Consider the following 22,351-nt stretch of genomic DNA (forward strand, 5'->3'; position numbering starts at 1 on the left):
CGCGGGCCGTACGTCAGAAGCCGTGCGGCAGCCAGGGCGCCACCGGGGAGGCGAAGCCCGTCGCGGCCTCGTCCAGCGCCCCCTGCCGCAGCTCCCGCACCCGTCCGGCGGCGCCCAGCGCCCGCAGGCTCACCCCGCCGAGATAGGCCGCCCCCAACTCCTGTACGGACAGGGCGAGATCGGCCGCGTCCGTCGTCCGCCGGCACGACGCGCCCTTGGGGTCGCCGGTGAGCCGCCAACGCCCCGTGTTCCAGGGACAGAAGGCGTCCTCGACCTCGAACACCACGTCCACCGGGGCCTGGTAGGTCCGGGCCTCCAGCGCGGCGCCCACGTCCACCAGGCGTATGTGCAGGGCGTCCTTCAACCGGATCCCGCACCGCCGGATGTCCGACACCTGGAACTGCCACGCCTCGTCCACCGGCCGCGACCGCGTCACCACCTTCGACGTCAGGTCGACGTCGAACAGGAACCGCCACAACGCCGACTCCGCGGCCGGGTCCAGGCCGTGGAGGTCCCGCAGCCGCACGACCCCGTCGGGTCCGCCGTGCCCCCACTCCGGCTGCACGCTGAACCGCGCGTAACCGACGAGCCCGCCGTCCCGCTCCGCCACCACGCACTGCAGCGGCGAGCCGCCCCCGCGGCGGCCCTCGGGGTCCGCGATCCCGGACCGCTCCCAGCCGGGCAGCCGCGCGATCATCCCCGGCCGCCGCGGCACCGCTGCCGCGTACACCGCCTCGCACGCGTCGAGGACGTCGGCCGGCCCCGCGTACCGCAGCCGTACGTCGTCGGTGCCGGGCGGCACCGACAGCCGTACGCGGGAGGTGTCGATCTCGGCGCTCGCCGCGAACGTGCCGACGCCGTAGCCGAAACGGCCGTAGATCGCCGGTTCGGACGCGGTCAGCACCGCCAGCGGTCGGCCCGACGCGCGGACGTCGTCCAGTTGCCGGCGCATCATCGACGTCAGCACACCGCGCCGGCGGTGCGTGGCGGCGACGCCGACCATCGTGACGCCGGCGGCGGGCACGGCCGCGCCACCCGGCACGGTCAGCCGGAAACTGAACGCGCCGGCCGTGCCCACGCACGCGTCCCCGTCCCAGACGCCGAGGGAGTGCTCGACCTCGGTGAGGGACCGATAGAGCTCCCGCTCCTCGGGCGCCTCCGATGCTCCGCCGAACGCGCGCAGCAGAGTGTCGTACCAGATGTCCCACTCGTCCTGCCGCAACGGCCGTGGCCGAAGTCCGCCCGTGTCGCCCGCGCTCTCTTTCACCATGGACCATGCGTACCAGCACGGCGCGGACGGGGCGAGGCAATTTCCCGGTGACGGCGACGCGGCGGCCATGTGTGAAGTTCACTGTGGAGTTGAACCTCGGACGGGGGACAAGTGGGACCTCCCGTGCCAAGCGACTGGTCCGATGGATAGGGTCCCGAACTGATGGCAGCAGGACGAGAGCGGCGCACGGCGGCCGAGACGTTCACGGCCCGGTCGAAGATGCAGTGGCACCGGGTCCGCACCGCCCTGCGCAGAAGCGCCGTGGACTACTTCCGCGGCGACGGCTCGGACTGGGTCGCGCTCGCCGGACTCCTCGTGACCGTGCCGCTGATCTGCGCCGCCACGATGATGAACCCGGTGTGGTTCTCACCGGCCGCGCTGGTCCTGCCGATCGTGGCGGGCGGGGTGCTGCTGCGCCCCGCGAGCCTGCTCGGGCTGTACGCGGCGGCGGCCACCGCGCTCATCGTCGAGTCCGTCCAGCTCGGCCCCTACACCGAGGGGCCGTCGCGGGTCACCCCTGGCGTCGTCCTGGTCGTGGCCGCGTGCGGCTTCTTCGGGCTGCTCATCGCGCAGTTCCGCAGCCGGGTCGGGGTGCCCTGGCGGCGCGGCGGCACCATGCTCTTCGACCTGCGCGAGCGCATCCGGGTGCAGAGCAAGCTGCCGCAACTGCCGCACGGCTGGCACCGCGAGATGGCCCTGCGCCCGGCCGGCGGCCAGTCCTTCTCCGGTGACTTCGTCGTCGCGGCCCGGACCAACGGCGGCCGCACGCTGGAGGTCGTGCTGACCGACGTCTCCGGCAAGGGCATGGACGCCGGTTCCCGCGCCCTGCTGCTGTCGGGCGCCTTCGGCGGCCTGCTGGGCAGCCTGCCCCCGCACGCCTTCCTGCCCGCCGCCAACGGCTATCTGCTGCGCCAGGACTGGGACGAGGGCTTCGCGACCTCCATCCACCTCGTCCTGGACCTGGACTCGGGCGACTACGAGCTCTACTCGGCCGGGCACCCGCCGGGCCTCCAACTGAGCGCGGGCAGCGGGCGCTGGGAGGAGAAGGCCGCCGAGGGCCCCCTCCTCGGTGTGTACGACGGCGCCCAGTTCGACTCCGTGAAGGGCTCGTTGCGGCCCGGCGACGTCCTGATGCTCTTCACGGACGGTCTGGTCGAGACGTCCGACCGGGACATCACCGAGGGCATCGACCGGCTCACCGGGGAGGCCGACCGGTATGTCGCGGGCGGCTTCCACGGCGCGGCCTGGCACCTCATCGAGGCGGTGGCCAAGGACGTCAACGACGACCGGGCGCTCCTGCTGATCTGCCGCGAGGGACCGACGGCGTCCGCGGCGCTCTGAGCGGGACACTGTCGGGGTGACCGAGACACCGCGGGACACCCCGCAGCCCACGCTGTCCCTCGCCGAGGTGGAGGCCGTCGCCCGCGCCGCCCACGCCGACCGGACCGACAAGGCCGGGCAGCCCTACAGCGAGCATCTGAGCGCCGTCGCGGCGGGCGTCCGCGCGCGGGGCGGCGACGACGACCAGATCGCGGCGGCCTGGCTGCACGACGCCGTGGAGGACGACGCGCTGTCCGAACGGTGGCTGGAGCGGGCCGCGCTGAGCCGCCGTACGAAGGACATCGTGCGGGCCGTCACCAAGCGGGCCGGGGAGCCGCCCGAGGGCTACGCGGCCCGCATCCTCGCCACGCCCGGCGCGCTGCTGGTGAAGGAGGCCGATCTGGCGCACAACGCCGATCCGGCGCGCCTCGCGGTCCTGGACGAGGGGACCCGGAAACGACTGACCGAGAAGTACACGCGGATGCGCGCGCTTCTCGGTCTGTCGGGAGTGTGACGTCCCGGGTCAGGCGTCGACCTTCTCGCGGGCGGCCGAGCCCTCCCGCCGCTCGCGGGCGCGGGCCAGTTCGGCCGCGTCCCGCTTGAAGGCCCACTCCATCTTCGGCTCCATGGCGAAGCGGAACACCCGGCGCACGGGGGCGGTGCACAGCAGCGTGACGCCGATCGCCGCGAGGACGGTGACGAAGATCTCGCCGAGCGGGCGGTGCAGCCAGGCCGGCTCGAACCAGCCCTGGTAGTCACCGGCCTTCACGACGAAGCCGTGCAGCAGATAGCCGCAGAGCGTGCCGGCGCCGAGCGTGGTGAACCACATCCGGCGGCGCGGCACCCAGGCGAAGAAGCAGGACGTCAGCAGCAGCGAGCAGCCGAACATCGCCAGCACCATGACCGGGCCGGTCCACCACGGCGCCTGCAGCTCCTGCGCGGAGTCGCGGTGGTAGAACCACGCGGTGTTCATGCGCGGCACCGCCCAGTAGGCGAAGAGGAGCGTCACCACGCCGATGGGCAGCGACAGCATCCGCACCGTGCGCGTGCGCACCATGTGGAAGTGCTCCGGCTTCATGATGAGACCGAGCACGAAGTACGGCAGGAACTGCAGGACCCGCTGGAGGTCGAGGTCGTCGCCGATCTCCGGGGTGACGGTCGCCATCATGGCGAGGCCGAGCGCGATGGGCAGCGGCCAGCGCACGATCTTCCACAGGGGCGTGGTCAGCCGCCAGATGAACAGCGCGCACAGGAACCAGGTCAGGTACCAGGGGTCCAGGATGCTGACGTCCTGGCCGGGGTCGTCGTCGATCCAGCGCTTGAAGAGCGGGTAGGCCGTCTCGAAGACGATGTACGGCACCGCGACACCGGTGATCAGCCGCTTCATCCGGCTGGGGCTGGCGTCGAAGCTGCGGGAGAAGAAGCCGGAGATGATGATGAACGCCGGCATGTGGAACGTGTACACGACCGTGTACAGCGTCTCCAGGATCCGGCTGCCGCCCTTGATCGGCTCCCAGGAATGTCCTATGGCGACAAGGACGATCGCCAGGTACTTGGCGTTGTCGAAGAACGCGTCGCGCTGCTTGGCGCCGTTCGACGCGGCTCTGTCGGGGTCCTGAGCCTTCCTGTTCTGCGGTGAGCGCGGACTCGGCACTCCGTCCGCCGGCTGCTGGGCCGGGGGGAGTGGCGCTCTGTTGTGGCCGTGCGGTCGCAGCGAGTCCGTCACAGACCCTCCCGCCGGAAACCGGGGGAGAGGATCCCGGACCGCGCTGCGCATACGGGGGACGAGGCAGCGTGGAACATCTGAGGCACCCTAGCGTTGTCTGAGTGATTTCGTAAAACCCGCGAGGTCATTAACGTTTATTGTGCGCAACCTCGCACGGGCGGCTAACGCACCCCTGGCAGACCCCTGTTGGGCGCCCGCCTTGTCCGGATTCATACTGACAAGGCGAGCCATATGGCCAGGAGGTGTCGCCGATGAAATGATCAACCCTCCATGAATTCGAAATAGCTGCGAACACCTTGTGTGGCGATGGAAACGATCCCGTCCAATTGGCTCCGCGGGTGTCTCCTCGAAATGCTGTACGGGCAGGGCGGGAGAGGCGGTCCACCCCTGGGGACGGCCGCACTCCCGGCACGGGTGTGGCGAACGAAACGTCACGTGCCGCATAGGCGGGCCCGGTTGGTGGCACGATGGTTCTGGCGGGGGTGCGCACGGTCGCGTCCCCGGGCCGGGAGAGCGGACCGACCGAGGGTGTGATCTGTTGTGGCCATTTCGCTGTCAGTGGTGCTGCTGTTGGCGATCGTGCTGGTGGTACTGATCCGAGGCGGATCCCTGAAGGCCGGCCCTGCCGTCGTCGCCGTGCTGTTCGGCTTCTTCCTGGCGTCGACGGGCATGGCCGACGACATCCAGCGGTTCCTCAACTCGATAGCGGAGACCATCAACTCCATCCAGTTCTAGGGCTGTCCCGCCCAGGGTCCGTCGGGCGGCCCGGACACCTACGGATACCCTCGTTCGAGATCGTCGAACGGTGCGGAACGGGGGTACGTACGGCATGGCGCTGCGCGAGACCGACCCGGTGGAGGTCGGCGGTTACGCGATCGAGGACCGCCTCGGCGCCGGCGGCATGAGCGTCGTCTACCTGGCCCGCTCCGCCTCCGGCCGCCGGCTCGCCCTGAAGGTCGTGCACGCCCAGTACGCCGACGACGAGGAGTTCCGCACCCGCTTCCGCCGTGAGGTCGCGGCGGCTCGCCAGGTCAGCGGCGCCTTCACCGCCCCCGTCGTGGACGCCGACGCCGACGCGGCCCGCCCCTGGATGGCCACGCTCTACATCCCCGGCGCGGACCTGGGCACCCACGTCCGCCGCCACGGACCGCTCCCCGCGCCCGAGTTGCGCGAACTCGCCGCCGGGCTCGCGGAGGCGCTGCGTGACATCCACCGCGCCGGGATGGTCCACCGGGATCTGAAACCGGCCAACGTGATGCTCGCCGAGGACGGGCCCCGTGTCATCGACTTCGGCATCTCGCGCGCCGCCGAGTTCGGCGCCTCCGACGTCCTCACCTAGACCGGCCGCGTGATGGGCACCCCGCCCTTCATGTCGCCCGAGCAGTTCTCCTCCCCGCAGGACGTCGGCCCCGCCGCCGACGTGTTCTCCCTCGGCTCCGTCCTGGTGTACGCCGCCACCGGCCACGGCCCGTTCGACAGCCCGAGCCCCTACGAGACGGCCCTGCGGGTCGTCGACGGCACACCCGAACTGGACGGCGTACCGCCCGAACTGCTCCCCTTCGTCCGATTGTGCCTGGAGAAGCGCCCCGCCTCCCGCCCCACCACCGGCGAACTCCTCGCCCTCCTGCGCGACGGCCGCCTGCCCGACCCGCGCCCCGGGGACGCGACGCCGACGGTGTCACCGGACGCGGCCCCGTCCGGCCGCCGCGGGCGCCCCTGGCTCGCCCCCGCCGCGGGCGCCCTGGCCCTGGCGGCCCTCGCCGCCCTGACCTTCACCCTCACCTCCGAGGACGCCGCCCCGGGGAACCTGCCCGCCGGCTGGCAGCCCTGGCGCAGCACGTCCGACGACCCCGGCGTCGACAAGGAGCCGATCGCCCCCGACGGCCCGTTCACCCGCTGCGCGGCCACCGGCGCCTCCCTGGTGTGCGCCGGCGACGACGTCATGGCGACCCGCTTCGCCCTCGCCGACGGCCGCAACACCTGGGCCCGCCCCGTCGACGAGACCCCCGACGAGCTCGGCCCCGGCGACCAGGGCACGGTCCTCACCGCCCGGTCCGGCCGCGTCTACGTCTACGGCTCCGACGACCGCACCGTCCGCGACGAGACCCACTACCGCTACACCGTCCGAGCCCTCGACGCCGACAGCGGCGAGGCGCTCTGGGCCACGGTCACCGGCGACGGTCCCGAGGCGTCCGAACCCACCAGCGAGCTCGGCTACGCCGTCGCCGTCCCCGAGGGCGTCGTCGCCGTCCACGGCCCCAAGGGGCAGCAGTACGCCCTGCTCGGCGCCGACGACGGCAAGGTCCGCTGGAAGCACCCGCTCCCCGACCCAGGCAGCCGGATATGCCTGCTGCGCGGCGCCGGCGGCCGGGCGTACCTGGTCTGCCAGAAGTGGTCCCCCGACGACGAGGACGTCAGCGGCACCAGCGTCGCCCAGCTCGACCCGGCCACCGGGCGGCCCCGCTGGACCGTGCGGCTCGACGGCGACCTGGACATCGTCGGCGAGACCGGCGGACGCCTGGTCCTGCTCCCCACGACGGGCGCCCACCGCACCCTGACCCTCATCGACGCCGACGCGCACATCGTGACGACCGTGCGCCTGTCCGAGGCCCAGCCCGAGACGTCCACCCCCACCCTGCTCGGCGGCCGGCTCTGCTACACCCGCCCCAGCGGCAGCGTCCGCGCGTTCGCCCCGGAGGACGGACGCCGGCTCTGGGCGAGCAACTCCACCGTGGAGTCCCCCGGCCCCCCGGTGGCCTCCGCCACCCACCTCTACCTGGCGTCCCCGAGCGGCCGCCTCGCCGCCCTCGACCTGCGCACCGGCAGGGTCACCGCCACGCTCCAGGGCCGCGACGACGCCGGCACCGCGGACGCCGGCGCCGGCGCCCCCCTGACCCTCGTGGGCGACGCCCTGTACGTCCCGTACGGCGTCCGCTCCGTCTACAGCGTGGACGTCCGAGCCCTGTGAGAGGGCGCCGGCCACGACCCCGGCTCTGGCATCCTGCGGGTCCATGACACCGACGCCGCTCTCCGAACCCGCCCGCGCGGCCCTGACCATCGACGGGCGCCGCCTGTCGTACCTCGACTTCGGAGGCCCGGGACGGCCCCTGCTCGCGCTGCACGGCCACTTCAACGAGGGCCGGACGTTCGCAGGCCTGGCGCGGGCGCTGTTCCCGCACTGGCGCGTCGTCGCGCCCGACCAGCGCGGGCACGGCTTCTCGGACCGGGGGCCGGACTTCTCCCGGGAGGGCTACGTCGGCGACGCCGCCGCGCTCATCACCCACCTCGGCCTAAAGCGGCCGGTGGTGCTCGGGCACTCGCTGGGCGGAGTCAACGCCTATCAGCTCGCCGCACGCCACCCGGAACTGGTGAGCGCGCTCGTCATCGAGGACATCGGCACCGAGATCGACGACGATCTGTCCTTCTGCCTGTCCTGGCCGCGCCGGGCACCCACCCGCACGGCGCTGATCGAACAGCTGGGGGACTCGGCCCGCTACCTCACCGACGCCCTGCGCGAGTACGCCGACGGCTGGGGCCTCGCCTTCCGCCCCGAGGACATGGTCACCTCCGTCGGCCAGGTCGGCGGCGACCACTGGGACGACTGGCTGGCCACGGACTGCCCCGCCCTGCTCGTCCACGGCACCGCCAGCGACACCCTCAGCGAGGCCCACGCGAAGGAGCTGGTCTCCCGCCGCCCCCACACCCGCCTCGCCCAGCTCCCGACCGGCCACACGGTCCACGAAACAGACCCCGCGGGCTTCGCGGCCACGGTGAGCGGATTCCTCGCCGCCCTGCCGACCTGAAGGGGCCGGGGAAAGCGCTCAGGGCCAGGTCCGAGGAGTCGTCCTCGGACCTGGCCCTGATCCGTACAGAGCGGGCGACGGGAATCGAACCCGCGTAGCTAGTTTGGAAGATCGCGTATGCGGACGGGGGCTGACCTGCACGAGTGCCGACCTGCTGTTTCTTACGAGATTCCCCGTGACGCCCCGTTGGCCCCCCTGGCAGGCCACTCGGTCGGGCACGTCGGGGGCACGCCTCCGGTACCCCGGCGTGCCACTCGTTCGGGCACACCGGGGACACGCCTACGTCACCCTGCGATCCATGGGATGAGTACCACGATCAGTGTTAAGACCGCGCCGACTAGCCCTATGATCGCGCTGATCAGTTGTAGTGTTTGCGTCTGCTTCTCGGTTCGTGACTTGTGAGTTGGCAAGTTGGCCTCGGCCTCAGGCGCGCGAGCGAGATAGCCACTGTCCCCCAAGTCCCATTGCATAGCCATGGGGTATGGGTTACGGTAGACGCATCTAGGGATGCACTTGGGTGGGGTGTGCTCACAACACACTTCGACCTCCCTAGGTCTGTTGAGACGCCATCACCGTGCGAGGCCCGGCCAGGTACTCCGCACGGTTTTTGGCGTTGTCTGAAGACACCTAAGAGGCCAGGCTACAGCACAGGGTGTGACATGTGCTCAAATGCCTGTCGCACCAATCGACTTCACCTCTGCCCACCACCTTCCCCAGCTCCCATCCCGTCCGCCGTCGACCCACACACCGTGGAGCGGGCGTGGTTCAGGGCGTCCAGGTGGAGCGCGCCACTGTACGAACGACCTGGACGCCCTGGGCCGCGTCTGCTCGGCTCTGCCTGGGTCGGCGGTGGTCGGGATGGGAGCTTCCCACGCACGCTCCAACGTCCCCGCGGTCGGCGACGGCGCCCCCTCCATCCCGGTGCCGGCCGATCCCCCGCCGGAGGCGTGCTTTGGCCCTGGCGCCATGCGCGGTGATCGACTCATGGCTTCCGGTCCTATCCACATGTGGGCGCGCGTCGGCGCAGCGCGGGCGGAGCGGGCCGAAGGCAGGAGCGGCGCCCGGAGCGGAGCCGGGAAGCGCGCCCGGCGGAGCGGAGCGCAGCCGGGGCTTGATGAGGTAGAGAAACCTGTAACGACTACGCTTCCGGCGAGCTTTGGAGGCGTGCATGTTTCTCTGCTGTACAGCCGCTGATCACGTAGGTGAACGCGTGCGTTGGTCGATTTTGGATGTGTCAGGCGACGCCGAATCTGTGCTTGGGAGCGGACGCTGTCCTATGTGCCCTGGGCAGACGGTGGCGCGCCATGCGGACCGATTGCCCTCGTGCCCGTGCTGTGGCTCAACTTGGGCAACCGATGACGAGTCCGCCACGTGCCTCCCTGGGCCGTCCACCAAGTTCATCAATGGCTGACTCGCACCAGCTCTCCAGCTTCGCTACCCTTGTAGAGGAGTACAAGGGAGACGGTATGAACATCGATGCAACTAGTGACCGCCCGGTCTTTAAGCAGATCGCGGACCACTTCCGGAACGAGATCAACACGGGCGCTCTGGCTGCCGGTGAGCCACTGCCGAGTGAGTCCCAGATGGTGAAGACCTTCGGGGTCTCGGGTGGGACCGTCCGGCGGGCCTTGGACCTTCTGCGAGCCGAGGGGCTGATCGTCACTGAGCACGGCAGGGGAACGAGGGTGCGTGAACGCGCTCCGGTGCTGCGACTCGCTTCGCAGCGCTTGACCCGCGCGAATCGCGCCGCCGGACTCGGTGGCTTCGCTGCCGACATGCGAGCACTGGGCCTGGAGTACAAGCAGGAAGTCCTGCACCTTGGCAACGTGCCAGCACCGCAGGAGGTCTCCGAGCGCCTCAACCTGCCTGCGGCCTGCGAAGTGTTTGTGCGTCGCCGCCGCATGTGGGGCGGAGGCGTGCCGATGCAGTTGGCCGATAGCTACTACCCTCTCGACCTGGTCGAAGGCACTCCCATCGTCGAGGAGAGCGCCGGACCGGGTGGCAGCTATGCCCGTCTGGAGGAGCGAGGGCATCGTCTCGCTTCCTTTCGTGAAGAGTTGCATGCGCGGATGCCCTCGGAGGAGGAGAAGAAGGCGCTGCGGCTCCTCCCCGGCGTGCCGGTCGTTTCTTTGATCCGCACGGCGATTGACGTGGGTGGCAGGGCCGTTGAGGTCTTCGTGTCGGTCGTAGCGGCCGACAAGCACGTCTTCCAGTACGACTTCTCGGCGGAGTGACGAAGGTCGGCACCTGAGCCCCGGTTCTCGATGAGGACCGGGGCTTTTCAGTACACCTGCACTCATGTATAAGTGTACCTAGGTAGAGGAGAATCGATCTCCGGGAGGCGATCATGTCCGTACTCACGCTTGGCGGGATTCCAGTAGGTACCGCGCCCTTCTTGGCCCCGCTGTCGCGACGCGATGACGCCACTGTCGTTTCAGCGCCTTGCCAGGCATGTGGCGCCTGGGTCCTGCACTTCGGATGGGTCAACCTCGACGGTGTCGGCGTCCTTTACCACGATGACGTGGACGGCTCCGAGCCGTGCCCGGTGGCCGTTCCCTTCGACTGGGCAACAGGCAAGCGTCTCGCCCCGGTCGATGGAGGGCTGGCTGCGTGACTTACCTGCCTGTTCCCCTGGCTGCCGTCGCTGGCGTCGCGGCGGCCGTGGGCACCGATCCGCTCACCATGGCTGACTTACTCCGGGTCGCCAACATGCCGGGCTTCGACCGCTGGCAGGAGCAGATACGCCGCACGGGCGGCTGCTCCAACCCGATCCACCTGCAAGGCTCGACGGTCACCCGCGACGCCAAGACCGGCGACGTCCTGTACTCCTACAGCACCGACCAGGAGCCCGGCGGACGCCTGCGCGTGGCCTGCGGCAACCGGCGTGCCTCGCGGTGCCCGGCCTGCGCCTGGACCTACGCGGGCGACGTCTACCACCTGATCCGTGCCGGGATCACTGGAGACAACCGCATGGGCATCCCCGGTCGGGTGCGTCACCACCCTGGCGTGTTCGCCACCCTCACCGCGCCCTCGTTCGGCCCGGTTCACAACCGCCCCGCCTCGGGACGCTGCCGCTGCGGCGTCCAGCATCCCGCCGACGATCCGGCCCTCGGCACCGCCCTCGACCCCGAGTCGTACGACTACGCGGGGGCGGTGCTGTGGAACAACCACGCCGGGGACCTGTGGCGGCGCTTCACCATCTACCTGCGCCGGGAGGTCGCCGCCCGCGCGGGCATCACCCAGGCTGCCCTACGGGAGACCTGCCGGGTTTCCTTCGGCAAGGTCGCCGAGTTCCAGAAGCGGGGCGCGGTGCACTTTCACGCCGTGGTGCGCCTCGACGGCCCGGAAGGTCCCGACTCCCCGCCCCCGGCCTGGGCCACCGTCGCTCTCCTCGAGGCGGCGATCCGGGCGGCGGCTGCTCGGGTCGCGGTGCCCGTCCCGTCCGCCGGCGCTTTCGCCGGGCGCGTTCTGCGGTGGGGATCGCAGGTCGACGTCCAGGCGATCGGCGGCATGGACGGGGTGGAGCTGACGGATCAGGCGGTCGCCTCCTACGTCGCCAAGTACGCCACCAAGGCCGCCGAGGCCACCGAGACCGTGGACCGCCGTATCGGCGAACTGTCGGAGCTGGACAAGCTGGCCTTGCCCCCGCACACCCGGCGCCTGATCGAAGCCTGTCGGGACCTGGACGACGCCTACCCAGACCGGCTGCTGTGGCGCTGGGCTCACATGCTCGGCTTCCGCGGCCACTTCATGACCAAGTCCCGCGCCTACTCGACCACGCTCACCGAGCGCCGCCAGGTCCGAGCCGACTACCGAGCCCGTCAGGAACGCCGCGAACGTGGCCTGCCCGACCCGGACGACGTCAAGGGCACCACGCTCACCCTCGCGCACTGGACCTACGCGGGACACGGCCACAGCCCCGGTGAATCCTGGCTCGCCGCCACCATCGCCCGAGACATCCGCCTCAACCGAGAGACAGCACGCGAAGCCCTGACCGAGCTGCAAGACCGAGAGACCACGGGGGAGTGGTGACCATGGAACGCCTTCTCGACGTGCACCAGGTGGCCGAGCTGCTCGGCACCACCGTCCGCTTCCCTCGGCGCCTGATCGAGGAACGGCGGATCGCCTTCGTCAAGATCGGTCGGCACGTCCGCATCCCGGAGAGTGCCGTTGCGGCCTTCATCGCCGAGAACACCGTCCAGCCGGTCACGGCTCGTCCGGGGACGTTCAGGAGGGCTGCCTGATGGCTGTGAAGCGCCGACCGTTCGGCCGTGTGCGCAAGCTCCCGTCCGGTCGCTACCAAGCCCGGTACGTCGGCCCTGACGGCGTCCTGCGGCCCGCCCCGGACACCTTCCGCACGAAGAGGGACGCGGACGCATGGCTGGCTGACAAGCAGACCGAGATGCGGCGCGGCGACTGGCACGACCCTGACGCCGGAAAGGTGCCGTTCGGCTCGTACGCCGCCGCGTGGATCGCTGAGCGGGAGCTGACGAACACCACGCGCCAGCTCTACGGCTCGCTGCTGCGGCACCACCTGGAGCCGACCTTCGGGAACGTCAACGTCACCGACATCTCGCCTCCGTTCGTGCGGCGCTGGCGTGCGGACAAGCTCGCCTCCGGGTCCGGCCCGACGACGGTCGCCAAGGCGTACGCCCTGCTGAGGGCGATCCTGGGCACGGCGGTCGCCGACCAGATGATCCGGCGCAACCCCTGCACGATCCAGGGCGCCAGCACGGTGCACACCCCGGAGCGCCCCACCGCCACGGTCCAGGAGGTCTACGACCTGGCCGACGCGATCCAACCGCGCTACCGGGTGCTTGTGCTGATGGCCGGGTTCCTCGGTCTGCGCTGGGGCGAGCTGATCGGGCTCCACCGGCGGGACATCGACCTGGAGGCCGGCGCCCTGCGGGTCCGCCGCGCGGTCACCGAGCTGAACAACGGCGAGCGTGAGATCAAGGCGCCCAAGAGCGCCGCTGGCAAGCGGACAGTTTCGATCCCGGCCGTCATCGTGCCGGACATCCGTGATCACCTGGAGCGCTACGCCGAGCCTGGAGCGGACGGCCGCGTCTTCGTCGGGGCCAAGGGCGCGACCCCGCGTCGGAACCACTTCAACCGGCTGTGGCGCCAGGCGTGCGAGGCCGCTGGGGTCAAGGGCCTGCACTTCCATGATCTTCGGCATACGGGCAACACCCTGGCGGCGTCCACGGGAGCCAGCACGCGTGAGCTGATGGCGCGAATGGGCCACAGCACGGCGCGGGCCGCGCTGATCTATCAGCACGCGAGCGCCGACCGTGACCGGCTGATCGCCGAGGCGCTGAGCGGCCTGGTCGACAGGGGGCGCAGACCGAAGGGGCACGCAGGGGGCACGGCGGGCTGAACACCGCCCCGGAAAACGATCAGGGCCAGGCGGAGGAAGCATCCTCGGACCTGGCCCTGAGCCGTTCAGAGCGGGCGACGGGAATCGAACCCGCGTAGCTAGTTTGGAAGACTAGGGCTCTACCATTGAGCTACGCCCGCACAGTGACGCGCCGCAGGTCAGTGACCGCGGCACTGAAGGCATCGTAGCGGGTCGGCCCCCCTCGTCGCACACCCCGGCAATGCGGAGGCCGCGTCAGCTGCGGGCATGTACCCTACGTGTCGCACCAGCACGGGGTGTGGCGCAGCTTGGTAGCGCGTCCGCTTTGGGAGCGGAAGGCCGTGGGTTCAAATCCCGCCACCCCGACCACGACCGGTCACCGCCGGCCTCCGCACGGCCACCTCGTGTGATCACGGCCGATGATCGCCTTTGGGGCGTGTCCTCGCTGCCGTTACTATGCAAGCTGCACGCCCGTGTGTCTCTCCGTACGAAGTCACGAAGTCCTCCGGGCGGCGAATCCGCCGGACCAGTCTGGTCCCGGCAGAACCCGAGAAGTCAGCCACAAGGAGACCGAACCGTGAAGAGCGCCGTGGAGACCCTGAACCCGACCCGGGTTCGGCTCACTGTCGAGGTGCCCTTCGAGGAGCTCAAGGACAGCCTCGACGCGGCGTACAAGAAGATCAACCAGCAGGTCACGGTGAAGGGCTTCCGCAAGGGCAAGATCCCGGCCCGCGTCATCGACCAGCGGTTCGGTCGTGGCGCCGTGCTGGAGGAGGCCGTCAACGACGCGCTTCCGAAGTTCTACACCGAGGCCGTCAACGAGGCCGAGATCGACGTCCTGGGCCAGCCCGAGGTCGACATCACCGAGCTGAAGGACGGCGAGAAGCTGAACTTCACCGCCGAGGTCGACATCCGCCCCGCCATCGAGATCCCGGACTTCTCCGGCATCGAGGTCGAGGTCGACGCCGTCGAGGTCACCGACGAGGACGTCGAGAAGTCCGTCGAACAGCTGCGCGAGCGCTTCGCCTCGACCTCCCCGGTCGAGCGCGCCGCCCAGGACGGCGACGTCGTCACCATCGACCTGCAGGCCGAGGTCGACGGCGAGGTCCTCGAGGACGGCATCGCCAGCGGTGTTTCGTACACCATCGGCTCCGGCGAGCTGCTGGACGGCATCGACGACGCCGTGAAGGGCCTGGAGGCCGGTGGCGAGGCCACCTTCACCTCCGAGCTCAAGGGCGGCTCGGCGGCCGGCAAGGAGGCCGAGGTCACCGTCAAGGTCACCCAGGTCGCCGCCCGCGAACTGCCCGAGCTGGACGACGAGTTCGCGCAGCTCGCCTCCGAGTTCGACACGCTCGACGAGCTCAAGGCGGACAGCCGCAAGCGCCTCGAGAACATGAAGCAGTACGACCAGGCCACGCAGGCCCAGGAGCGCGTCCTGGAGAAGCTGCTGGAGCTGGTCGAGGTGCCCGTCCCCGAGAAGCTCCTCGAGGACGAGATCAACACCCGTAAGCACAACCTCGAGCACCACCAGCTCGGCCAGATGGGTCTCGACCTCGCGCAGTACCTGGAGATCCAGGGCAAGACCGAGGAGGAGTTCGACGCCGAGACCAAGGAAGCCGCGGTCAAGGGCATCAAGACGCAGTTCGTCCTCGACGAGCTCGTCAAGCGGGAGAAGCTGAACGTCAACCAGGAGGAGCTCACCGAGCACCTCATGCGCCGCGCCGCCTCCTCCGGCATGTCCCCCGACCAGTTCGCCCAGGCGGTCGTCGAGGGCGGCCAGGTTCCGCTCCTGGTCGGCGAGGTCGCCCGCGGCAAGGCCCTGGCCGTCGTGGTCGAGAAGGCCACGGTCACGGACACCAACGGCGAGGTCGTCGACCTGGACGACGAGGACGAGGTCGAGCAGGCCACGGAGGCCGTCGAGGCCGCCGAGGGCACCGCCGACGAGGCGGCCGAGGAGAAGTCCGAGGGCTGAGCCGACGGCAGCGTCAGCACACCTGGGAAGGGCCCGGCGGATCACGCGATCCCCGGGCCCTTCCGCCGTTCCCCGCGCCCGCCACCGCGCCCGGCGGACCCCCCGGCGCTACGCCCCCGGCGAACACCTGCCGCTCCGGGATTCCCCGAAGGGACCAGCGCGTTAGGGTCCATGAGTATGAGGGCAGGGGAGTCCCCATTGCCCACGCAGGACACGTGAGACGGCCCGGCGCCGTCGTAAGACGAGCAGGTGGATACGTGACGAATCTGATGCCCTCCGCCGCCGGTGAGCCTTCCATCGGTGGTGGCCTCGGTGACCAGGTCTACAACCGGCTGCTCAACGAGCGGATCATCTTCCTCGGCCAGCCGGTCGACGACGACATCGCGAACAAGATCACCGCGCAGCTGCTGCTCCTTGCCGCGGACCCCGACAAGGACATTTACCTCTACATCAACAGCCCCGGCGGCTCGATCACGGCCGGCATGGCGATCTACGACACCATGCAGTTCATCAAGAACGACGTCGTGACGATCGCCATGGGTCTCGCGGCCTCCATGGGGCAGTTCCTGCTCAGTGCGGGCACCCCGGGCAAGCGCTTCGCGCTGCCGAACGCCGAGATCCTGATCCACCAGCCGTCCGCCGGTCTGGCCGGTTCCGCCTCGGACATCAAGATCCACGCCGAGCGACTGCTGCACACCAAGAAGCGCATGGCCGAACTCACGTCCCAGCACACGGGCCAGTCGGTCGAGCAGGTCACCCGCGACTCGGACCGCGACCGCTGGTTCGACGCCTTCGAGGCCAAGGAGTACGGCCTCATCGACGACGTCATCCCGACGGCCGCCGGGATGCCGGGCGGCGGCGGCACCGGGGCGGCCTGACGGCCCCCTGCGCAGCCCCCAGCCGACCGCCACAGCCCCTAGGAGACAGACAGTGAACGACTTCCCCGGCAGCGGCCTGTACGCCCGCACCGAGGCCGAGTACACCGGCCCGCGCGCCGAGTCCCGCTACGTGATCCCGCGGTTCGTCGAGCGCACCTCGCAGGGCATCCGCGAGTACGATCCGTACGCGAAGCTCTTCGAAGAGCGCGTGATCTTCCTCGGCGTGCAGATCGACGACGCCTCCGCCAACGACGTCATGGCGCAGCTGCTGTGCCTGGAGTCGATGGACCCCGACCGGGACATCTCGGTCTACATCAACAGCCCGGGCGGCTCCTTCACCGCGCTCACGGCCATCTACGACACGATGCAGTTCGTGAAGCCGGACATCCAGACGGTCTGCATGGGCCAGGCGGCCTCCGCCGCCGCGATCCTGCTGGCCGCCGGTACGCCCGGCAAGCGCATGGCGCTGCCCAACGCCCGCGTGCTGATCCACCAGCCGTACAGCGAGACCGGCCGGGGCCAGGTCTCCGACCTGGAGATCGCCGCCAACGAGATCCTCCGGATGCGGGCGCAGCTGGAGGAGATGCTGGCCAAGCACTCCACCACGCCGATCGAGAAGATCCGCGAGGACATCGAGCGTGACAAGATCCTCACGGCCGAGGACGCGCTGTCGTACGGGCTGATCGATCAGATCATCTCCACCCGGAAGATGAACAACACCGACGTTCGCTGACGCGGACCCGGTATTGTCTGCTGCCCCTTGGCACGGTTTGGGACGGTGCACGTCAAAGTGAACCGCGCCAAGGGGGGCCCGAACGGGGGCCCAGGCAAGGTACCGTCGACATAAGGCAGCACCAGGAGCCGCTGGACGCGATGTCCAGTCGTCTCCCAGGCGAAGGGGAAGCACACCGTGGCACGCATCGGTGACGGCGGCGATCTGCTCAAGTGCTCGTTCTGCGGCAAGAGCCAGAAGCAGGTCAAGAAGCTCATCGCAGGCCCTGGTGTGTACATCTGCGACGAGTGCATCGATCTCTGCAACGAGATCATCGAGGAAGAGCTCGCGGAGACCAGTGAGGTCCGCTGGGAGGAGCTCCCGAAGCCGCGGGAGATCTACGAGTTCCTCGAGGGGTACGTGGTCGGCCAGGAAGCGGCCAAGAAGGCGCTCTCGGTCGCCGTGTACAACCACTACAAGCGTGTCCAGGCCGGCGAGAACGGCGGCGGTCAGAACCGCGAGGACGCCATCGAGTTGGCGAAGTCCAACATCCTGCTGCTCGGCCCGACGGGTTCCGGCAAGACGCTCCTCGCGCAGACGCTGGCCCGCATGCTGAACGTCCCCTTCGCCATCGCCGACGCGACGGCGCTGACGGAGGCCGGGTACGTCGGCGAGGACGTCGAGAACATCCTGCTGAAGCTGATCCAGGCCGCCGACTACGACGTCAAGAAGGCCGAGACCGGGATCATCTACATCGACGAGATCGACAAGGTCGCGAGGAAGAGTGAGAACCCCTCCATCACGCGCGACGTGTCGGGCGAGGGCGTCCAGCAGGCCCTCCTGAAGATCCTCGAGGGCACCACGGCCTCCGTGCCGCCGCAGGGCGGCCGCAAGCACCCGCACCAGGAGTTCATCCAGATCGACACGACGAACGTCCTGTTCATCGTGGGCGGCGCATTCGCCGGTCTTGAGAAGATCATCGAGTCGCGGGCCGGCGCCAAGGGCATCGGCTTCGGCGCGACGATCCGCTCGAAGCGGGAGCTGGAGTCCAAGGACCAGTTCGAGGACGTCATGCCCGAGGACCTGGTCAAGTTCGGCATGATCCCCGAGTTCATCGGCCGCCTCCCCGTCATCACCTCGGTCCACAACCTGGACCGTGAGGCGCTGCTCCAGATCCTGGTCGAGCCGCGCAACGCGCTGGTGAAGCAGTACCAGCGCCTCTTCGAACTCGACGGCGTCGAGCTGGACTTCGAGCGCGAGGCCCTGGAGGCCATCGCCGACCAGGCCATCCTCCGCCAGACCGGCGCGCGCGGCCTGCGCGCCATCATGGAGGAGGTCCTGATGTCGGTGATGTACGAGGTGCCGTCCCGCAAGGACGTGGCCCGCGTCGTCATCACGGCGGACGTCGTCCACTCGAACGTGAACCCCACCCTGATCCCCCGCGACGCCCGCCGCGGCCCGGGCGAACAGAAGTCGGCGTAGCCGCCACCACGGACCAACAGCGGAAGGGGCCCGGTCGACCGACCGGGCCCCTTCCGCTGTTCCGCCGGTGCCGCGTCAGGCCTTGACGCGGATCTCCTGCCGGACCTTCGTCGTGATGTCCACGGCGACGTCCTTGGCGATGCCCTTGGTGGCGTCACCCGGCGACACCATCGCGATGGTGCTGTAGTCCGCCCAGGCGCAGAACCAGTCCGTCTTCTCCTTCTTGGTGGCCAGGTCGGTGCCCTGGGCGGCCTGGCACTTCATGACCGCGCCGTCGAGGTCGACGGACTCGGCCTCACCGACCAGCTTGGTCTTGCCCAACGCGGAGGAGTCCGAGGAGGAGTCCTTCTCGGCCGACTTCTTGAAGTCGGCGAAGAACCTGTCCAGCGCCGCCTCGGGGTCCTCGATCTCGCCGTAGGCGCCGAAGTAGGTGATGCCCTTCGCGGTCGCCAGTTCGGACAGGTCCGGCGTCGTGCTCGGGTCGCTGGGGTCGTAGGAGCTCAGGTCCGTCGTGGAGTACACGCCGACGACGCTCTCGCCGTTCTTGACGCCGCTCTTCTCCAGGTCCTTGGCGGTGTCGTTGGACCCGCCGAGGTTCTCGCCGACCTTGGTCGCACGCGTGTACTCGCTGAGCAACTTCTCCGGCGTGGCCAGCTTGTGGGCGCCGTCGTCCTCCACCGCGGCCGAGCCGCCGCCGCTGCCCAGGACGAAGTACGCGCCGACGGCGATCGCCGCCACGACCGCCACCGCGCCGATGATCAGACCGGCCTTCTTGCCGCCGCCGGACGGCTGCGGGGGCTGGGGCATGCCGTACGGCTGCTGGCCGTAGGGAGGCTGCTGCGGGGGGACACCCTGGGGCGCCTGCTGCGGGTAGCCGTAACCGGGCTGGGGCGGCGGCGTCTGCTGGGGGTAGCCGTAGCCGGGCTGGGGTGCCTGCGGCTGCTGGCCGTACGGACCCGGCTGGCCGTACGGACCGGGCTGCTGGGGCTGCCCGCCGTACGGGCCCGGCTGGTTGTAGCTCATTTCTGGGTTCCCCTCCAGATGCTTATGTGTTCCTGACATCCTGGCGCAGAGTCGTGGGTCCCACGGCATCGGGGTGCCCACCGTTACAGAACAAAGGCGTTTCGGGACACGCCGGAGACACCCCTAAACTGACCTCGTGACCGAGAACGCTCAGCAGCAGCCACCAGCGCCCGACACCGAACTGCCGACCCAGTACGCGCCGGCCGATGTAGAGGGGCCGCTGTACGAGCGCTGGGTGGAGCGCGGTTACTTCGAGGCGGACGAGAAGAGCGACAAGCCGCCGTACACCATCGTCATCCCGCCGCCGAACGTCACCGGCAGCCTGCACCTGGGGCACGCCTTCGAGCACACGCTCATCGACGCCCTGACCCGACGCAAGCGCATGCAGGGCTTCGAGACGCTGTGGCAGCCCGGCATGGACCACGCCGGCATCGCCACGCAGAACGTCGTCGAGCGCGAGCTCGGCAAGGAGGGCAAGTCCCGCCACGACCTCGGCCGTGAGGCGTTCGTCGAGCGCGTCTGGAAGTGGAAGGCCGAGTCCGGCGGCCAGATCTCCGGCCAGATGCGCCGCCTCGGCGACGGCGTCGCCTGGTCCCGTGAGCGCTTCACCATGGACGAGGGTCTGTCGCAGGCCGTCCAGACCATCTTCAAGCGCCTGTACGACGACGAGCTGATCTACCGCGCCGAGCGCATCATCAACTGGTGCCCGCGCTGTCTGACCGCGATCTCCGACATCGAGGTCGAGTACCAGGACGACGACGGCGAGCTCGTCTCCATGAAGTACGGCGAGGGGGACGACACCATCGTCGTCGCCACGACCCGTGCCGAGACGATGCTCGGCGACACCGCCGTCGCCGTCCACCCCGACGACGAGCGGTACAAGCACCTGGTCGGCAAGCTCATCAGGCTGCCGCTGACCGACCGCTCGATCCCGGTCGTCGCCGACACCCATGTCGACCCCGAGTTCGGCACCGGCGCGGTCAAGGTGACCCCGGCCCACGACCCGAACGACTTCGAGATCGGCCAGCGGCACGACCTGCCGGCCATCACGATCATGGACGAGCACGCGGTCATCACCGCCCACGGCCCCTTCCAGGGCCTGGACCGGCTGGAGGCCCGCTCGGCCATCGTCGCCGCGCTGCGCGCCGAGGGCCGGATCGTCGCCGAGAAGCGGCCGTACGTCCACTCCGTCGGCCACTGCTCGCGCTGCAAGACCACCATCGAGCCGCGCCTGTCCATGCAGTGGTGGGTCAAGGTCGGCCCGCTCGCCAAGGCCGCCGGTGACGCGGTCCGCGACGGCCGCGTCAAGATCCACCCGCAGGAGATGGAGAAGCGGTACTTCGACTGGGTCGACAACCTCCACGACTGGTGCATCTCGCGGCAGTTGTGGTGGGGCCACCGCATCCCCGTCTGGTACGGGCCGGAGGGTGAAGTCGTCTGCGTCGGTCCGGACGAGGAGCCGCCTTCCGGCGAGGGCTGGCGTCAGGACACCGACGTCCTCGACACCTGGTTCTCCTCCGGCCTGTGGCCCTTCTCCACGCTCGGCTGGCCCGAACAGACCGAGTCGCTCGCGAAGTTCTACCCGAACTCCGTCCTGGTCACCGGCTACGACATCCTCTTCTTCTGGGTCGCCCGGATGATGATGTTCGGCCTGTACGCGATGGACGGCACCCCGCCGTTCCACACCATCGCCCTGCACGGCATGGTCCGCGACCAGTTCGGCAAGAAGATGTCGAAGTCCTTCGGCAACGCGGTCAACCCGCTGGACTGGATGGACAAGTACGGCTCCGACGCGCTCCGCTTCACCCTCGCGCGCGGTGCCAACCCCGGCGTCGACGTCCCGATCGGCGAGGACTGGGTCCAGGGCTCCCGGAACTTCGCCAACAAGATCTGGAACGCCACCCGCTTCGCGCTGATGAACGGCGCGACGGTCGAGGGCCCGCTGCCGGACCCGTCGGCGATGTCCTCCATGGACCGCTGGATCCTGTCCCGGCTGAACTCCGTCGTCGCCGAAGTCGACGCGTTCTACGACGACTTCCAGTTCGCCAAGCTGTCCGACGCCCTGTTCCACTTCGCGTGGGACGAGGTCTTCGACTGGTACGTCGAGCTGTCGAAGACGACGTTCCAGGCGGGCGGCGAGGCGGCCGAGGTCTCCAAGCGCGTCCTCGGCGAGGTCCTCGACGTCACGCTGAAGCTGCTGCACCCGGTGGTCCCGTTCGTCACGGAGACCCTGTGGACCACGCTGACCGGCGGCGAGTCGCTCGTGATCGCCGACTGGCCGGCCGACAGCGGCTTCCGCGACCAGGGCGCCGAGCGGGAGATCGAGTCCCTCCAGTCCGTCATCACCGAGGTCCGCCGCTTCCGCGCCGACCAGGGCCTCCAGCCGGGCCAGCGGGTCCCGGCCCGCCTGACCCTGGACGGCACGGCCCTCGCCGCGCACGAGCCGGCCATCCGCCAGCTCCTGCGCCTCCAGCCGGAGGGCGACGGCTTCACGGCGACGGCGACGCTGCCGGTCGCGGGGGCGGAGGTCGCCCTCGACCTGTCCGGCGTGATCGACGTCGCGGCCGAGCGCAAGCGCCTGGCCAAGGACCTCGCCGCCGCCGAGAAGGAGAAGGCCCAGGCCACGGCCAAGCTCGGCAACGAGGCGTTCCTGGCGAAGGCCCCCGACCACGTGGTCGACAAGATCCGCGGCCGGCTCGCGAAGGCCGACGAGGACATCGCCCGCATCACGGCCCAGCTGGAGCGCCTGCCGCAGGCGTAGGCGGCCCTACGGCCAGGAAGGCCCCCGGTGCTCTCGGGCACCGGGGGC

The 22,351-nt window shown here is 69.9% G+C and carries 17 protein-coding genes, 2 tRNA genes and 1 pseudogene; 16 read left to right on the forward strand and 4 right to left on the reverse strand.

All coding sequences use genetic code 11. The features are described from left to right. Nucleotides 1-13 precede the first annotated feature (13 nt). Complete coding sequence (locus ACFRAC_RS02040; RefSeq protein ID WP_382919556.1) at nucleotides 14-1,270, reverse strand: GNAT family N-acetyltransferase; 1,257 nt, start codon at nucleotides 1,268-1,270, stop codon at nucleotides 14-16. A gap of 162 nt (nucleotides 1,271-1,432) precedes the next feature. Here ACFRAC_RS02040 and ACFRAC_RS02045 point away from each other — a divergent pair, with 162 nt between their 5' ends. Then, on the forward strand, nucleotides 1,433-2,611 hold the full coding sequence (locus ACFRAC_RS02045; protein ID WP_382919558.1) for a PP2C family protein-serine/threonine phosphatase: 1,179 nt from the start codon (nucleotides 1,433-1,435) through the stop codon (nucleotides 2,609-2,611). 16 nt (nucleotides 2,612-2,627) lie between these two features. Then, nucleotides 2,628-3,104 carry an HD domain-containing protein gene (locus ACFRAC_RS02050; RefSeq protein WP_382919559.1) on the forward strand — a complete coding sequence of 159 codons (477 nt, stop codon included), beginning with the start codon at nucleotides 2,628-2,630 and terminating at the stop codon, nucleotides 3,102-3,104. A gap of 9 nt (nucleotides 3,105-3,113) precedes the next feature. Here the strand turns inward: ACFRAC_RS02050 and ACFRAC_RS02055 are convergent, their stop codons facing one another. Then, the gene (locus tag ACFRAC_RS02055; protein WP_382919561.1) at nucleotides 3,114-4,316 is read right to left on the reverse strand and encodes an acyltransferase family protein; all 1,203 of its coding nucleotides are present in this window, start codon (nucleotides 4,314-4,316) and stop codon (nucleotides 3,114-3,116) included. Between the two features lie 540 nt (nucleotides 4,317-4,856). On the opposite strand from ACFRAC_RS02055, the gene ACFRAC_RS02060 reads away from it, so the two are divergent. From ACFRAC_RS02060 to ACFRAC_RS02095, 8 genes and pseudogenes are all read left to right on the forward strand, one after another. After that, nucleotides 4,857-5,051 (forward strand): hypothetical protein, encoded by a 195-nt coding sequence (locus ACFRAC_RS02060; RefSeq protein ID WP_004001285.1) that lies wholly within the window; start codon nucleotides 4,857-4,859, stop codon nucleotides 5,049-5,051. 166 nt (nucleotides 5,052-5,217) lie between these two features. Beyond that, nucleotides 5,218-5,874, forward strand: a pseudogene (locus tag ACFRAC_RS02065) (serine/threonine-protein kinase); the annotation flags it as partial. Nucleotides 5,875-6,258: 384 nt separating this feature from the next. Further along, nucleotides 6,259-7,284, forward strand: a complete 1,026-nt coding sequence (locus tag ACFRAC_RS02070) for a PQQ-binding-like beta-propeller repeat protein (protein ID WP_382919912.1) — start codon at nucleotides 6,259-6,261, stop codon at nucleotides 7,282-7,284. Between the two features lie 43 nt (nucleotides 7,285-7,327). Continuing rightward, nucleotides 7,328-8,119, forward strand: coding sequence for an alpha/beta fold hydrolase (locus ACFRAC_RS02075; protein WP_382919564.1), 792 nt, complete (start codon nucleotides 7,328-7,330; stop codon nucleotides 8,117-8,119). 1,466 nt (nucleotides 8,120-9,585) lie between these two features. Further along, the gene (locus tag ACFRAC_RS02080) at nucleotides 9,586-10,353 is read left to right on the forward strand and encodes a GntR family transcriptional regulator (RefSeq protein WP_382919566.1); all 768 of its coding nucleotides are present in this window, start codon (nucleotides 9,586-9,588) and stop codon (nucleotides 10,351-10,353) included. A 448-nt stretch (nucleotides 10,354-10,801) separates the two neighbouring features. Beyond that, nucleotides 10,802-12,151 (forward strand): replication initiator protein RepSA, encoded by a 1,350-nt coding sequence (gene repSA / locus ACFRAC_RS02085; protein WP_382919567.1) that lies wholly within the window; start codon nucleotides 10,802-10,804, stop codon nucleotides 12,149-12,151. A gap of 2 nt (nucleotides 12,152-12,153) precedes the next feature. Next, entirely contained in the window at nucleotides 12,154-12,363 is a 210-nt protein-coding gene (locus tag ACFRAC_RS02090) for an excisionase family DNA-binding protein (protein ID WP_086868652.1), read from the forward strand. Continuing rightward, nucleotides 12,363-13,496, forward strand: a complete 1,134-nt coding sequence (locus ACFRAC_RS02095; protein WP_382919569.1) for a tyrosine-type recombinase/integrase — start codon at nucleotides 12,363-12,365, stop codon at nucleotides 13,494-13,496. Before ACFRAC_RS02090 ends, ACFRAC_RS02095 begins: the two co-directional genes overlap by 1 nt. Before the next feature lie 69 nt (nucleotides 13,497-13,565). Here ACFRAC_RS02095 and ACFRAC_RS02100 read toward each other — a convergent pair. Next, nucleotides 13,566-13,636 (reverse strand) — tRNA-Gly (locus tag ACFRAC_RS02100). A 131-nt stretch (nucleotides 13,637-13,767) separates the two neighbouring features. On the opposite strand from ACFRAC_RS02100, the gene ACFRAC_RS02105 reads away from it, so the two are divergent. From ACFRAC_RS02105 to clpX, 5 genes are all read left to right on the forward strand, one after another. Next, nucleotides 13,768-13,844 (forward strand) — tRNA-Pro (locus ACFRAC_RS02105). A 208-nt stretch (nucleotides 13,845-14,052) separates the two neighbouring features. Next, complete coding sequence (gene tig, locus ACFRAC_RS02110) at nucleotides 14,053-15,447, forward strand: trigger factor (RefSeq protein ID WP_382919571.1); 1,395 nt, start codon at nucleotides 14,053-14,055, stop codon at nucleotides 15,445-15,447. Between the two features lie 269 nt (nucleotides 15,448-15,716). After that, on the forward strand, nucleotides 15,717-16,325 hold the full coding sequence (locus ACFRAC_RS02115; RefSeq protein ID WP_152894046.1) for an ATP-dependent Clp protease proteolytic subunit: 609 nt from the start codon (nucleotides 15,717-15,719) through the stop codon (nucleotides 16,323-16,325). 52 nt (nucleotides 16,326-16,377) lie between these two features. Then, complete coding sequence (locus tag ACFRAC_RS02120) at nucleotides 16,378-17,058, forward strand: ATP-dependent Clp protease proteolytic subunit (protein WP_361339236.1); 681 nt, start codon at nucleotides 16,378-16,380, stop codon at nucleotides 17,056-17,058. Nucleotides 17,059-17,235: 177 nt separating this feature from the next. After that, a complete protein-coding gene (clpX, locus tag ACFRAC_RS02125) occupies nucleotides 17,236-18,519 on the forward strand; it encodes an ATP-dependent Clp protease ATP-binding subunit ClpX (protein WP_062669900.1) in 1,284 nt (427 codons plus the stop codon). 75 nt (nucleotides 18,520-18,594) lie between these two features. On the opposite strand, the gene ACFRAC_RS02130 is transcribed toward clpX, so the two are convergent. Further along, nucleotides 18,595-19,542 (reverse strand): hypothetical protein, encoded by a 948-nt coding sequence (locus tag ACFRAC_RS02130; RefSeq protein WP_382919573.1) that lies wholly within the window; start codon nucleotides 19,540-19,542, stop codon nucleotides 18,595-18,597. Nucleotides 19,543-19,678: 136 nt separating this feature from the next. Here ACFRAC_RS02130 and ACFRAC_RS02135 point away from each other — a divergent pair, with 136 nt between their 5' ends. Next, nucleotides 19,679-22,303: a valine--tRNA ligase gene (locus tag ACFRAC_RS02135; RefSeq protein WP_382919575.1), complete on the forward strand. Its 2,625-nt coding sequence runs from the start codon at nucleotides 19,679-19,681 to the stop codon at nucleotides 22,301-22,303. The last annotated feature ends 48 nt before the right edge of the window (nucleotides 22,304-22,351 follow it).

It is taken from the genome of Streptomyces sp. NPDC056628 (assembly GCF_042792555.1).
Classification (GTDB): domain Bacteria; phylum Actinomycetota; class Actinomycetes; order Streptomycetales; family Streptomycetaceae; genus Streptomyces.